We start from the raw sequence: 14,427 nt of genomic DNA, 5'->3' as shown, positions 1-14,427 counted from the left end.
TTCCGCTCCGGCGGCGGCCGGTGCCCGTGGGCGCCGGCCGCCGTCCGAGCGGGGTGTCGGCCCGGGGTCAGGTGCCGAAGACCTCGACCTCGTAGAGGCGGGCGGCCGCGTCGCTGGTCTGGGTGGGGGTGAGCACCCGGACCTGCACGTACCTGCCGTCGACCGACATCGGGTGGCTGCTCACGCCCGCCGTGTTGCCGCGGACCTGCGCCACCGTCGTCCACGTCGACCCGTCGGGGGAGACCTGCAGGTCGAAGTCCCGGGTGTTCCAGGCGGGATCCTCGCCGCCGGCGGCGGCGTGGTGGACGGTGACGGACTGGATGTGGTGGCCGGCGCCCAGGTCGATGCGGAGGGACTTCGTGGCGCCGGTCGAGCACCACTTGTCGGAGTTGCCGCCGGTGGTGCTGCCGTTGACGGCCTTCTCGGGCCCCTCCGTGCTCGCGCACTGCGAGTCGGCGGTGGCGGGCCGGTTCAGCGCCAGGTTCGTCGCACCGGCGCCGCCGTACACCTCGAACTCGTCGATGCGGGCGGCGGTGTTGCCGTTGTTGGTCGGCGTGGTGATGGTGAGCCGGACGTACCGGGCCGTGACGGCCGGGACGGGGTGGTAGGTGCGGCTCGCGCGGTTTCCGGTGCCGGTGGCCCGGGTCGTCCAGGCGCTGCCGTCGGTGCTGGTCTGGATGGTGAAGGCACCGGTGTTCCAGCCGGTGTTCTCCCCGCCCAGCCCGGCGTGCTTGACGACGAAGGAGCGGACGGTCTGGTTCGCGCCGAGGTCGACCTGGAGGAACTTCGTCCCGGAGGCGAGCGAGCACCACTTGCTGGCGCTGCCCAGGCGGCCGTCGAACGCCTTCTCCGGGCCCTCCGCGGTGTTGCACGCGGCCGAGCCGCTGGCCGGCTTGCCGGCGGCCAGGTTGGCGCCCAGCTCCGGCGCGGCGGCCGGTGGGGTGGCGCCGTCGGTGAACGACGGCGGTGCGTCGGCGGGGTTGGTGCCCCAGGAGGACGGCCCGCCGCCCATCGTGTACGCCAGCGTGGCGCCGCCCGCGAGGTCGCCGTAGCGCAGCCAGGTGCGCTGGGTGGTGGCCCCGTTGACGGCGAGGCTCTGCACGTACTGGTTGCCCTGGCCGGCGTTGGCGGCGGTGATCTGGACGTCACCGGCCGGCCGGTCGACGAGGATCGACGGGAAGATCGGGCCGTGCAGCGCGAGGGTGTCGGCCCCCGGCGTGGGCGGATACATGCCCAGGGCGGACCAGACATACCAGGCGGAGGTCGCCCCGAGGTCGTCGTTGCCGGGCAGGCCGCCGGGGCCGGTGGTGAACGACTCGTTCATGATCCGCCGGACCGCGGCGCTGGTGCCGGCCGGCGCCGAGGCGAAGTGGTAGGCCCAGGGGACGCCGTGCTCCGGCTCGTTGCCGATGTAGAAGTACGGCTGCGACTGGCCGCCGTTGGTCTGGGTGAAGTGGTGGTCGAGGCGCTGGACGGCGGTCTGCCGCCCGCCCATGAGGTCGATCATCGCACCGAGGTTGTAGGGGACCATCCAGGTGTACTGGGACGCGTTGCCCTCGACGAAGTTCGACTGGCTGGCCGGGTCGAGCGGCCACGGCCAGGTGCCGTCGGCGTTGCGCGGGTGGACGTAGCCCGACTCGGGGTTGAACGTGTTGCGCCACCACTGGGCCCGCGCCATGTGCGTGTCGTAGGTGGCGGTGTCGCCCAGGGCCCGGGCGAACTGGGCCACCGCGAAGTCGCTGGCGGAGTACTCCAGCGAGTCCGACGGGTCCCCGTCGATGTACTGGCGTTGGACGTAGCCGCTCTGCCGGCCGCGGATCGGGCTGCCCTGGGTGGTGCCGCCGGCGGAACTCTTCTTCATCAGGGCCAGCGCCGCCGCGGTGTCGAACCCGCGTACGCCGAACTGGTACATGCTGTCCACGATGATCGGGCCGGGGTCGCCGGTCATGACGAAGGTCTCGTTGGTGTTGTGCGACCACTTCGGCAGCAGGCCGCCCTGCTGGCCGTCGAGCACCATGGACCGGGCGATGTCGGCCGCCTCCGCGGGCGCGAGGAAGGCGATCAGCGCGGCCCAGGACCGGTAGATGTCCCAACCGGAGTAGTTCTGGTAGACCGGGTGGCCGGCGGTGTGGACGGCGTTGTCGAAGCCGCGGTACTGCCCGTCGACGTCGCTGGCCAGGTTCGGGTTGATGAACACCCGGTACAGCGCGGTGTAGAACTTCTGCAGGTCGGCGGCGGCGCCGCCGGTGACCTGCACGCGGTTGAGGATCGCGTTCCACTGGGCGTCGGCGTTGGCGCGGACGGTGTCGAAGGCGAAGCCGGACTGCTCGGCGGCCAGGTTGGCCTGCGCGCCCGCCGCGCTGACGAAGGAGATGCCGACCTTGACCTGCACCACCGGGTTGCCGGAGGTGTCGAAGGTCAGGTACCCGCCGGAGTTGGTGCCGCTGGCGCTCGTGGAGCCGGCCGTCACCGTGCCGCCGAGCCAGGTGCCGACGCCGCTGGGGGCGCGGTCGAACTCCATCCGGTAGAAGATCTGGTACGTCCTGCTGTTGCCGCAGAAGCCGCCGCCGGTGACGCTGCCGGTCACGGTGGAGCCGCTGATCTGGATCGAGCCGGCGCGGCTGCCGGTGGCGCTGCGACTGGTGTTGACCAGCACCCGCGCGGTGCTGGTGGCGGGATAGGTCAGGCGCAGGACGGCGCTGCGCTGGGTGGCCGACGCCTCGACCCGGGTGTTGCCGTAGTTGCTGAGCACGGCCCGGTAGAAGCCGGGTCGGGCCTGTTCCTGCGCCTTGTCCTGGGTGGCGCGGTAGGAGGTCCACGAGGTGCCCGGCGAGGCGCCGAGCGCGCCGGTCACGGGCAGGATCCCGAGGTCCTCGTTGTTGGCGCAGCCGGCGCCGTTGAAGTGGGTGAGGCTGAACTCCTCGATCTGGGTGTCGCTGAACCGGTAGCCCGACGGTGAGGCGGTGGGGGTGTCCGGGCTCAGCTGCACCATGCCGAAGGGCTGCACCGGGCCGGGGACGGTGCTGCCGCCGGCGCCGCCGCCGACGGGGTTCGGCGCGTTGCTGTCGTCGGTGCCGATGAACGGGTTGACGTACGGGGTGAGGGTGAGCGGTGCCGCCGCGGCGGGCGAGGCGACCGCGACGAGTGTGGACGCTCCGGTGACGGCGGTGGCCACCAGGGTGAGCAGACGGGACGGGCCTGATCGGAGCATGAGGCGATCCTCCTTGAGGCGCGGACGACACTCAGTGACATCGTTGTCATCGAGAGGTGTCATTGTCCTGTGTAGAGCCCAAGGGGATGCCTGTCAATGGGGAACTAGGAGCCGCTGGTCCCCGCCGGGGCCGGCGGCCGTTCGCCGGAACCGCGGGCCAGCAGCCGGGTCGGGATCACCACCTGCCGGGCCGGGCCGCGATGGCCGTCGATCCGGTCGAGCAGCAGTCCCGCCGCGCGCCGCCCCATGTCCTCCGGGTCGTGCGCCACGACGCTCACGCCCAGCACGTCACCGACGTCCACCTCGTCGAAGCCCACCAGCGCGGGCGGGGCGGGGTGGTCCCGCAGGGCACGCAGGGCGCCCAGCGTGATCCGGTTGTTCATGGTGAACAGGGCGGTCGGCGGGGCGGCGCGGTCCAGCAGCCCGCGTACGGCCTCCTCGGCGGCGTCGACGTCGTGCGCGTTCTCCACCAGGTAGTCCGCCCAGTTCGCCACGCCCACGGAGCGCATGGCCTCGGCGAAGCCGTCCAGCCGGTCCCGGTGGGTGCTCAGGCGGGCCAGGTCGCCCACCACCCCGATGCGGCGGTGGCCCGCCGCGGTCAGGTGGACGCCGGCCTGCCGGGCGCCGTGGTGGTTGTCCAGCAGCACGGTGTCCGCGCTCAGCTCGACCGGCGGCCGGTCCACGAAGACGAACGGGATGCCGTGGCGGTGTTCGGCCGCGAAGTGGGCGTGCTCGGTCGCGGTCGAGGCGATCACCAGCCCCCGGACCCGCCGCTCCAGCAGGGCGTCGGCGAGCCGCCGCTCCCACTCCGGATCCTCGTCGGTGCTCGCGGTGATCAACTGGAGGCCGCGCATGCGCAGGTCGCGCTCCAGGCCCCCGGCCAGCCGCGAGTAGAACGGGTTCGCGAGGTCGCCGATGAGCAGGCCGACCAGCGTCGACGTGCTCGCGCCGCGGCGGAGCTCGCGGGCCACCCCGTTCAGCCGGTAGCCGAGCTGGTCGGCGGCGTCGCGCACCCGTGACCGGGTCTCCGGTGCCACCCGGGGCTCGCCCCCGAGGGCCCGGGAGGCCGTCTTCACCGACACGCCGGACAGCGCCGCGACCTGCGCGAGGCTCGGTCGACCAGCCTTCCGGTCAGCGGTCATGGCGGGAATTATGACACCGGCGTGTCGGGGGACCGCCGGCTCGGGCCGGCGCTGGGGCCTCCCCGTCCCCCACCAGGGCCGCCCCGGGTCGTGAGGGCCGCTCGGGAACCGCGGTATACGATTCGCGTCAACGATGTCATGGGCTGGTCGCTAGCACCCCGGCCGCGCTTGTCCGCAAGCCGAGGGGGCGTCGCGAACGTCACTGAGCGTGGCGGTCGATATTACCGACTTGTTACGCAAAAGAGCGACTTGGGCACTTGCGGAAGCGCCTCTGGCGAGATTTCCTTGCCCACGACAACGAAAAGTGAGCGAAGGTCATAACCCGCGGAGGCGGCCATGGCGTTGGCAAGGCGGTGGGAGCGATGAGCGATTTGCCCGTCCTCCTGGAGATGCGCTCCATCACCAAGGAGTTCCCCGGCGTCAAGGCCCTGGCCGACGTCAACCTGGTGGTCCGCGCGGGCGAGATCCACGCGATCTGCGGCGAGAACGGTGCGGGCAAGTCGACGCTGATGAAGGTCCTCAGCGGCGTCTACCCGTACGGCAGCTACGACGGGCAGATCATCTACCAGGGTGCCGAGACCCGCTTCGCCGACATCCGGGCGAGCGAGAACGCCGGCATCGTGATCATCCACCAGGAGCTGGCGCTCATCCCGGGCATGTCGATCGCCGAGAACATCTTCCTCGGCAACGAGCCGCGCAAGCACGGTGCGATCGACTGGAAGGCCGCCAACCGGATGGCGCTGGACCTGATGGCCCGGGTCGGCCTGCGGGAGGACCCGGACACCCTGGTCAAGGACATCGGCGTCGGCAAGCAGCAACTCGTGGAGATCGCCAAGGCGTTCGCCAAGGACGTCAAGCTGCTCATCCTGGACGAGCCGACCGCCGCGCTCAACGAGGCCGACTCCCGGCACCTGCTGGACCTGCTGCGCGGATTCCGCTCGCGGGGCATCACCTCGATCATGATCTCGCACAAGCTCAACGAGATCGAGGCGATCGCCGACGAGATCACCATCCTGCGCGACGGCCGGACCGTCGAGACGCTGGACGTCCGGGCGGACGGCGTCGACGAGGACCGGATCGTGCGGGGCATGGTCGGCCGCGAGCTGCACAGCCGGTTCCCCGACCACACCCCGAAAATCGGTGAGGTCTTCTTCGAGGTCCGGAACTGGAACGTCCGGCACCCGATCTCGGCGGAGCGGCAGGTCTGCAAGAACGAGAGCTTCGTCGTACGCCGCGGCGAGATCGTCGGCTTCGCCGGCCTGATGGGCGCCGGCCGCACTGAGCTCGCGATGAGCGTCTTCGGCCGCTCCTACGGCGTGTACGAGTCGGGCACGATCATCAAGGACGGCAAGGAGATCGTCCTGAAGTCGGTGGCCGACGCGATCGACCACGGGCTCGCGTACGTCAGCGAGGACCGCAAGGCGATCGGCCTGAACCTGCTCGACGACATCAAGGCGTCGACGGTCGCCGCCAAGCTGTCGAAGATCTCCCGCCACGGCGTCCTCGACGAGGTCGCGGAGTACAAGGCGGCCGAGTCCTACCGGCGGGAGCTGCGCACCAAGGCGCCGTCGGTCGACGAGAGCGTCTCCAAGCTCTCGGGCGGCAACCAGCAGAAGGTCGTCCTGGCGAAGTGGATGTTCACGGACCCGGACCTCCTGATCCTCGACGAGCCCACCCGCGGCATCGACGTGGGCGCGAAGTACGAGATCTACGGCATCATCCAGCGGCTCGCCGACCAGGGGAAGGGCGTCGTCGTCATCTCCTCGGAGCTCCCCGAGTTGATCGGGCTCTGCGACCGCATCTACACCGTGTTCGAAGGCGCCATCACCGGCGAGATCGCCCGGCAGGACGCAGACCCGGAAACCCTCATGAAGCAGATGACCTCGACGAAGAAGATGCAGACACGATGAGCCGAATCAAGGACCTGCAGAAGAACCTCTTCGGAGGGACCACGTCCAACGCCCGCCAGTTCGGGATGATCTTCACCCTGGTGGCGATCGTCGTCCTGTTCCAGATCCTCACGGACGGCCTGACCCTGCGGTCGGACAACCTGATCGCGTTGTTCAACCAGAACTCGTACATCCTCATCCTGGCCATCGGCATGCTGATGGTGATCGTCGCGGGGCACATCGACCTCTCGGTCGGCTCGATCGCGGCCTTCACCGGCATCCTGGTCGCCAAGTCGATGGCCGAATGGTCGCTGCCCTGGCCCGTCGCCATCCTGTTCGGCCTGGTGATCGGCGCGATCATCGGCGCCTGGCAGGGCTTCTGGGTCGCCTACATCGGGGTGCCGGCGTTCATCGTCACCCTGGCCGGCATGCTGCTCTTCCGGGGCGGCAACCAGTTCATCGGCAACGCGAACACGATCTCCGTGCCGGAGGGCTTCCGGGTGATCGGCTCCGGCTTCCTGCCCGAGGTCGGCCCGAACACCGGCTACAACAACCTGACGCTCCTGCTCGGCCTCGCCGCCTGTGTGGCGGTGGTCTGGCGGGAGTTGCAGGCCCGCAGGACCCGCCGGGACATGGACGCCGAGCCGGCGCCGATGTGGATCTCGGTGCTCCGGATGGCCGTCATGGTCGGCGTGATTGTCTTCGCCTCGCTCCGCTTCGCCAGCGGCCGGGTCGGCACGAGCTTCCCGGTCTCCGGCATCATCCTGGTGGCGCTGGTGCTCGCCTACTCCTTCTACACCCGGAACACCGCGGGCGGCCGGCACATCTACGCCGTCGGTGGCAACTCCCGGGCCGCGGAGCTCTCCGGTGTGAAGCTTCAGCGGGTCAACTTCTTCGTCATGATGAACATGGCCGTCCTGGCCTCCCTGGCCGGCATGATCTTCGTGGCCCGCTCGGCCGCCTCCGGCCCGCAGGACGGCAACGGCTGGGAGCTGGACGCGATCGCGGCGGTCTTCATCGGTGGCGCGGCCGTCTCGGGCGGCATCGGCACCATCAGCGGCTCGATCGTCGGCGGTCTGGTCATGGCCGTGCTGAACAACGGCCTGCAACTGCTCGGCGTCGGCACCGACCGGGTCCAGATCATCAAGGGCCTCGTGCTGCTGCTGGCCGTCGCGCTCGACGTCTACAACAAGAAGCAGGGCAAGTTCTCGGTCATCGGCAGCCTCACGCGCTCGTTCCGCCGGGACACTTCCGCCCCGCCCACGGCGCCACCGGACGCGGACCGGGAGACCGCCCGCACGGCCGTGCCGAGCTGACGTTTCACCCCGCCTCACACCCCGTATCACCTCTCCAGAAGGGCACCATCCAGCCATGCGTAAACTGATCGGCAAATCGATGGCCATCGGCGCCATCGCCGCGCTGGCCCTGACCGCCACCGCCTGCGGCAACGGCCGCGAGGGCGACGGCGGCGGCGCCAAGGGCGACACCAAGGGCTTCGCGGCCGACTCCCTGATCGGCGTCGCGCTGCCGTCGAAGACCTCGGAGAACTGGGTCCTCGCCGGTGACCTGTTCACCAACGGCCTCAAGGAGGCCGGCTTCAAGAGCGACGTGCAGTACGCCGGCGCGTCGACCACCGTCGCCGACCAGCAGGCCCAGATCACCGCCATGGTGACCAAGGGCGCCAAGGTCATCGTCATCGGCGCGACCGACGCCGCGCAGCTGTCCACCCAGGTGGCCGCCGCGCACGCCGCCGGCGCGAAGGTCATCGCGTACGACCGCCTGATCACCAACACCCCGGACCTCGACTACTACGTCGCGTTCGACAACTTCAAGGTCGGCCAGCTCCAGGGCCAGGCCCTGCTGGACGGTATGAAGGCCAAGAAGCCGAACGGCCCGTACAACATCGAGCTGTTCTCCGGCTCGCCGGACGACAACAACGCCGGTGTCTTCTTCAACGGCGCCATGAGCGTGCTCAAGCCGGAGATCGACAAGGGCAACGTGGTCGTGGCCTCGAAGCAGACCGACGTCAAGCAGACCGCCATCCAGGGCTGGAAGGCCGAGGGCGCCCAGGCCCGCATGGACCAGCTGCTGACCTCGACCTACGGCAACAAGGAGCTGGACGGCGTCCTCTCCCCGAACGACACCCTGGCCCGCGCGATCATCACCTCGATCAAGGGTGCCGGCAAGAAGATCCCGGTCGTCACCGGTCAGGACTCCGAGGTCGAGTCGGTCAAGTCGATCATGGCTGGCGAGCAGTACATGACGATCAACAAGGACACCCGGAACCTGGTCAAGCAGACCATCGCGATGGTGAAGTCCCTGCAGGCCGGTAACACCCCCGAGGTGAACGACACCAAGTCGTACAACAACGGCTCCAAGGTCGTCGACACCTACCTGCTGCCGCCGGTGGCCGTCACCAAGGCCAACGCGGCCGAGGCGTACGCCAACGACCCGAAGCTCTCCCCGCTCACCAAGTAATCCCGCTCGCACGACGAGGGCCCCGGAGTTCGCTCCGGGGCCCTTCGTCGTGCGCGGCGCGGTCGGGGCGTCGGCCGCCGACCGCGCCGGGCGGTCACCGCAGGTGGGCCTCGATGGCCTCGATGACGCGCGGGCGGAGTTCCGCCGCGCGGACGACGGCGTCGACCGAGCCGACCTCGACGGCGCGCTGGATGCTGTGCACCCGGTCGAACTCCGTGGCCACCTCGCCGAGCTTCTCCGCGCGGACCGACGAGCGGAGCTCGTCCAGTTCCGCGGTCAGCGCGGCGCGGTCGGCGCCGGTGGCGGCCGCCACGCGGGCCTCCAGGTCCCGCACCCGCGGGTCGGCGGCCGTGCGGGCGTTGACGTCGCCGGAGAAGACCACCGCGGCGGCCGGGGCGCCGCCCAGCACCGAGGCGAACGAGCCCTCCAGTGCCAGCACGGTCATCTTCGGGTTCAACGCCTTCGAGAACACCACGAACGCGCCGCCGTGGTAGCGCGAGATCACGCAGAACACGATGGGCCCGCGGAAGTTCACGATGGCGCGGCCGATCTCGGCGCCGTACTCCAGCTGCAGCTTGCGCATCGACTCGGGCGAGCCGTCGAAGCCCGACAGGTTCGCCAGCACCACCAGCGGCCGGTTGCCGCTGGCCGAGTTGATCGCCCGCGCGGCTTTCTTCGACGAGCGCGGGAACAGGGTGCCGGCCGTGTAGGTGTCCGGACCGTCGGTGGGTGGGAAGCCGCGGCGCGGCACCGACCGGGACTCGATGCCGAGCAGGCACACCGGGATGCCGCCGAGGTGCACGTCCTGCACCACCGCGGTCTCCGCGTCGGCCATGCCCGCCCAGCGTTCGAGCACCGGGTGGTCCTGGTCGGCGAGCGCCCGCATCACGGTCCGGATGTCGAACGGCTTCTTCCGGTCCGGGTTGGCCGCGGTGGAGAAGATCTCGCCGACGGTGGTGAAGTCGCTGCCGGCCACGGTGTGCGGGAAGTTCGAGATGTCCCGGTCGGCGGGGTCGGTGGTCGTCGCCCGGCGCGGCGCCGACTCACCCGGCGCCACGTACGTGTGCTCGTAGTGCGCCATCAGCACGTCCCGGGCGGCCGGGAGGTCCGGCGCCCAGTACTGCGCCTGCCCGTTCGGGCCCATCACCCGGTCGTAGCCGCCGATGCCGAAGTTGTCCTCGGCCGACACGCCGCCGGAGAAGTCGAGCGACTGCTTGCCGGTGAGCACCATGGCCGAGTCCGGCGTCATCACCAGGACGCCCCGGGTGTGCATGAGCATCGTGGCCTCGGCGTTCCAGTACGGCTGCGCGCCGACGTTGATGCCCGCCACCACGATGTTGATCTCACCGCCGTCCTGGGTGAACTCGACGATCCGCTTGAGCGCGGCCGCCACCCAGTCCATGTTCTCCGTACCGGACGTCATGGAGATCCGGGCGCCCGCGGACAGCGCGTACCACTCCAGCGGCACCCCCATCCGCTCGGCCAGGTCCAGCGCCGCGATCACGCGGCGGCACTCCGGCTCGGACAGCGCACCGAGCGCCTTCGTGGGGTCGCCGAGCAGCACGACCCGGGTGACGCCCTGCGGATGCCGCGGGGTCGGCGTGGTGACCACGCCCGCGACGATCGCCGCGGTGTTGCGCCCCCGGGGCCGGTCGACCGGCACCAGCGCGTGCCGGTCGTCCAGGTCGTGCTCGACGAAGTCGCCGAGCAGGCCGGTCAGCTCGTACGGGTACACGGTGTTGCGGCTGCTGGCACGCAGCACCTTCAGCCGGTAGTCGTCCAGCGGCTCGACCGGCTCGACCGGCGGCTCGCCGACGCTCAGTTCGGCGCCGCCGGTGGCGTTGAACGAGATCCGTACGGCGATCTTGGTCAGCTCGCCGGTCCTCCGGTCGCGCTGCCGCGCGATGAACAGGATCTCCTCCAGCCCGGCGCCCGCCGTCGTCGGGCGGACCCGCCCGGCGATCATCTCCATCTCCTCGCGGGTCAGCTCGCTCGGCGGCCAGACGTAGATCACGATGCGGTTGGTCTGGAAGCGCGTCTTCGCCGGTCGCTGCGACTGCGCCCGCCGGATCGAGTCCAGGCAGGCGGCGACGGTGTCCTCGGTCGTCGGCAGGGCGACCAGCCGCCCGTCGTGCTCGCGCAGCGCGGTCAGGTCGCGCACCTGCGCGAACGCCACCAGGCGCTGGTCCGACGGGTTCTCCCGCGCCACGCACTGGAAGAGGTAGACCTCCTCGTCGGACGACGGCAGGCGGGTCAGGTCGAACTTGTGCAGCCGCTCCAGCTGCATCCGCTGGGCGATGTACGGGTGCAGGCCGCGGATCAGCCGCTCCTCGGCCATCCCGCCGCCGGACGGCCGGAAGGTGAAGTGGTGGTGCATGACCGCGCCGGCCCGGCCCGCCACGGTGGTGGTGACCCGGCGGACCTGCGGGGGCAGCGGGTGCGCCTCGATGACCTCGTGCAGCGCGGCGGCCATCCCGTCGAAGTCCTCGGGCTGGTCCTCCCACGCGAGGTAGATGTCGGCGTCGATCGGGTCCGGTCCGTCCGCCAGCTCGGCGAGCCCGCGCAGGGCGCCGCCGAGGGCGTCGAAGCGCACCGCGGCGGAGACCACGCGCGAGTCCGCGCGCTCGGCCACCACGAAGGTGCAACCCGCGACCTCGCGGGTGCCGACGCCGGTCAGCCCCTTGTTCCCGTAGTACCGCCGGGTCAGCACCTCCAGCATCACCGCGTTGTCGAGGTGGTCGCGCACCAGCCGCTGGCCGAGCAGCCGCACCAGCGGCTCGGTGCTGCGCACCATCTCGGCGACGCGGTCACCGCGGTCCGGGGCGTCCGGGTGCGCGTCCAGGTGGCGCAGGTGCCTGCGGACCTCGGCGTAGACGCGGGCGCGGTTGCGGCGCAGCAGCGGCTGGGCGAACCAGGCGAACACCACGCCCCGGGCGAGGTCGGCGACCACCGGGAAGCGGACCTGCGTGGCGGCCACCAGCCGCTCCAGCGCCAGGCCGGCGGGCTCGCGCAGCGAGTCGTCCGGTGGCGGCTCCCGCAGCCACGACCGCAGCAGCGTCGCGATGACCGTGGCGTCGGCCGACGCCCGCTGCTGGGCGAGGAAGATCCGGAACACGGCGGCCTCGAGCGCGGGGGAGCGCTCCAGGTCGCCGACCCCGTAGTGGCCGAGCGCCTTGGCGAGCTTGGCCTGGAACGCGTTCGGCACCCCGGCCCGCTCGATGTCGAGGCTCTGCAGGTAGGTGTGGAAGTACTCGCGGGCGCTCGGGACGTGGCCGTCGCCGTCCTCGCCGGTCGGCCGGTTGCGGCTCAGCTCGGCCAGGTCGGCGAACACGTTGACGAGGTCGAGCTCCTCGGCCAGCGGCCGGTGGCCCTCCTCGGTGGCCGTCCGGCGGGCGGCGAGGTAGTCGTCGATCACCCGGCGGTCGTTGTGCGGGTCGACGTCGAAGCCCAGCAGCAGGGCGCGCAGGTCCTCCTGGCCGCGGGCGGCCCGCGTACGGGCCGGGACCTCGGCGGGCTCGACGGGCAGGTCCAGCTCGACGGCGGCCGCGGCCGGGGCGTCGGCGGCCTCGGCGTCCTCGTCGGCGACCGGCTCCAGCCGCAGCAGCGGGGCGCCGGCCTCCACCTGGCTGCCCACGGAGACGGCGCACTCCTTCAGTCGCGCCCGGAACGGCGCCCGCAGCACCGTCTCCATCTTCATGGCCTCCAGCACCAGCACCGGCGCGCCCGCCTCGACCTCGGCGCCGACGGCCAGCGGGGTGGCCACGACCAGCGCCGGCATGGGGGAGCGGAGCACGCCGCCCTCGTCCCGGCTGACCCGGTGGGTGACGCCGTCCACCTCGACCAGGTGGATCGGGCCGTGCGTGTCGGTGAGCAGGCGGTACCGGGCGCCGTTGACGACGATCTGCCCGGTGTGCCGGTCGAAGCGGTCCAGCTCGACGTCGGCGGTGCGGACGCCGCCGGCCGTCTCGATGCCGACCCGGAACCGGTGCGCCCCCACGCGGGCCACGCGCATCCGGTAGCCGACGCCGCGCAGCTTGAGGTCCAGCGGCCCGCCGCTGGAGTGCTGCACCTGCGGGCGGCCGCCGGCCGCCGTCGACAGCAGCCGCTGCCGCTCGACGCGCTCCTCCTCCTCGTACGCCTCGATGGCGGCGGCGGCCAGCGCGACGGCGGAGTGCCGGTGCGCGACGAGGCGGCCCTCGCCGCGGACCCGGTCGATCCAGCCGGTGTCCGCGCTGGCGTCGATGACCTCGGGCTGGTCGAGCAGGTCGAGCACGAAGCTCTTGTTCGTCGCGCCGCCCTCGATGATCACCGTGGTGTTCGCCATGGCCCGGCGCAGCCGGCCGAGCGCCTCGTCGCGGTCGCGGCCGTAGGCGATGATCTTCGCGATCATCGAGTCGAAGTCGGCGGGGATGGTGTCGCCCTCGCTGACGCCGGTGTCCACCCGGATGCCCGGCCCGGCGGGCAGGTCCAGGCGGGCGATGCGACCGGGGGAGGGCGCGAAGTCGCGGTCCGGGTCCTCGGCGTTCAGCCGGGCCTCGATGGCGTGACCCCGCTCCGCGGGCGGCTCGCCGTCGAGGCGCCCGCCCGCGGCCACGTGCAGCTGCGCCTTGACCAGGTCGAACCCGGTGGTGGACTCGGTGATCGGGTGCTCCACCTGCAGGCGGGTGTTGACCTCCAGGAACGCGAACAGCCGGTCGCCGGGGTGGTAGAGGAACTCGACGGTCGCCGCGCCCCGGTAACCCACCGCCACGGCCAGCCGTTCGGCCGACGCCTTGAGCTCCGCGGCCTGCGCCGGGCTGAGCACCGGCGACGCCGACTCCTCGATGACCTTCTGGTTGCGCCGCTGCACCGAGCAGTCCCGGACCCCCAGCGCCCAGGCGGTGCCCTGGCCGTCGGCGATCACCTGGACCTCGACGTGCCGGGCGCCGGTGACCAGGCGCTCCAGGAACACGATGCCGCTGCCGAACGCCCGCGCCGCCTCCTGGCTGGTCCGCTCGTACGCGTCGACCAGCTCGGCCTCGTTCGTGACCACGCGGATGCCGCGCCCGCCGCCGCCGGCGGTGGCCTTCAGCATCAGCGGGTAGCCGATCTCGGCCGCCGCCGTCCGGGCGGCGTCCAGGGTCTCCACCGCGCCGCGGCTCCACGGCGCGACCGGCACGCCGACCTCCTCGGCGATCAGCTTCGCGCCGATCTTGTCGCCGAGCTGGCGCATGGCCTCCGGGCTCGGCCCGATGAAGGTGACACCGACCTTCTCGCACAGCTCGGCGAACGCCGGGTCCTCGGCGACGAAGCCCCAGCCGACCCAGGCGGCGTCCGCCCGGGTCTCCACCAGCGCGCGCTCCAGCACGGTCAGGTTCAGGTACGGGCGCGCGGACGCGGGACCGAGATCGTAGGCGACGTCCGCCTCCCGCACGAACGTGGCGTCGCGGTCGACGTCGGTGTGCAGGGCGACGGTCTCGATCCGGGTCCCGGTCTCCGCGGCCAGCTCCCGGACGGCGTGGATGAGCCGCATCGCGGCCTCCCCACGGTTGACGATGGCGATACGGCTGAACACCCGACCGACCCCTCCGTTGGACCCACGATGTACGCGCCGCGAGGCGACAGCCCCCGGCAGTGATCACCTTTCCGTCTGCGGGCGGGCGGCGCCATGTCGTAACCGCCGAAGCCTGGGCGGCGCCAGTTGTAGGAACCGAACAAAAGTTTTTGG

The 14,427-nt window shown here is 71.5% G+C and carries 6 protein-coding genes; 3 read left to right on the top strand and 3 right to left on the bottom strand.

Translation table 11 applies throughout. From position 1 onward, the window contains the following. Positions 1 to 67: 67 nt before the first annotated feature. Positions 68 to 3,211: a GH92 family glycosyl hydrolase gene (locus tag NFX44_RS03045; protein WP_262281923.1), complete on the bottom strand. Its 3,144-nt coding sequence runs from the start codon at positions 3,209 to 3,211 to the stop codon at positions 68 to 70. Positions 3,212 to 3,315: 104 nt separating this feature from the next. Further along, positions 3,316 to 4,353, bottom strand: coding sequence for a LacI family DNA-binding transcriptional regulator (locus NFX44_RS03040; RefSeq protein ID WP_262281922.1), 1,038 nt, complete (start codon positions 4,351 to 4,353; stop codon positions 3,316 to 3,318). 362 nt (positions 4,354 to 4,715) lie between these two features. Between NFX44_RS03040 and mmsA the strand changes: the two genes are divergently transcribed. Genes mmsA through NFX44_RS03025 form a run of 3 tightly spaced genes read left to right on the top strand, consistent with a single transcriptional unit; the run spans position 4,716 to position 8,720 of the window. Continuing rightward, positions 4,716 to 6,263, top strand: a complete 1,548-nt coding sequence (gene mmsA, locus NFX44_RS03035) for a multiple monosaccharide ABC transporter ATP-binding protein (RefSeq protein WP_262281921.1) — start codon at positions 4,716 to 4,718, stop codon at positions 6,261 to 6,263. Next, on the top strand, positions 6,260 to 7,558 hold the full coding sequence (gene mmsB, locus NFX44_RS03030; RefSeq protein WP_262281920.1) for a multiple monosaccharide ABC transporter permease: 1,299 nt from the start codon (positions 6,260 to 6,262) through the stop codon (positions 7,556 to 7,558). Before mmsA ends, mmsB begins: the two co-directional genes overlap by 4 nt. Before the next feature lie 55 nt (positions 7,559 to 7,613). Then, positions 7,614 to 8,720 (top strand): sugar-binding protein, encoded by a 1,107-nt coding sequence (locus NFX44_RS03025; RefSeq protein ID WP_262281919.1) that lies wholly within the window; start codon positions 7,614 to 7,616, stop codon positions 8,718 to 8,720. Positions 8,721 to 8,814: 94 nt separating this feature from the next. Here NFX44_RS03025 and NFX44_RS03020 read toward each other — a convergent pair whose 3' ends face one another. After that, positions 8,815 to 14,274 (bottom strand): carboxyl transferase domain-containing protein, encoded by a 5,460-nt coding sequence (locus NFX44_RS03020; RefSeq protein WP_262281918.1) that lies wholly within the window; start codon positions 14,272 to 14,274, stop codon positions 8,815 to 8,817. Positions 14,275 to 14,427 lie beyond the last annotated feature (153 nt).

The sequence above is a fragment of the Micromonospora sp. MA102 genome (assembly GCF_025460765.1).
GTDB classification, from domain to species: Bacteria; Actinomycetota; Actinomycetes; order Mycobacteriales; family Micromonosporaceae; genus Micromonospora; species Micromonospora halotolerans.
This window is presented reverse-complemented; position numbering and strand designations above follow the sequence as displayed.

What these genes read in the sequence shown, in the direction of transcription:
- mmsA (WP_262281921.1), top strand. Translation starts at nt 4,716, where the DNA reads ATGAGCGATTTGCCCGTCCTCCTGGAGATGCGCTCCATCACCAAGGAG.
- NFX44_RS03045 (WP_262281923.1), bottom strand. Translation starts at nt 3,211, where the DNA reads ATGCTCCGATCAGGCCCGTCCCGTCTGCTCACCCTGGTGGCCACCGCC.
- mmsB (WP_262281920.1), top strand. Translation starts at nt 6,260, where the DNA reads ATGAGCCGAATCAAGGACCTGCAGAAGAACCTCTTCGGAGGGACCACG.
- NFX44_RS03025 (WP_262281919.1), top strand. Translation starts at nt 7,614, where the DNA reads ATGCGTAAACTGATCGGCAAATCGATGGCCATCGGCGCCATCGCCGCG.
- NFX44_RS03040 (WP_262281922.1), bottom strand. Translation starts at nt 4,353, where the DNA reads ATGACCGCTGACCGGAAGGCTGGTCGACCGAGCCTCGCGCAGGTCGCG.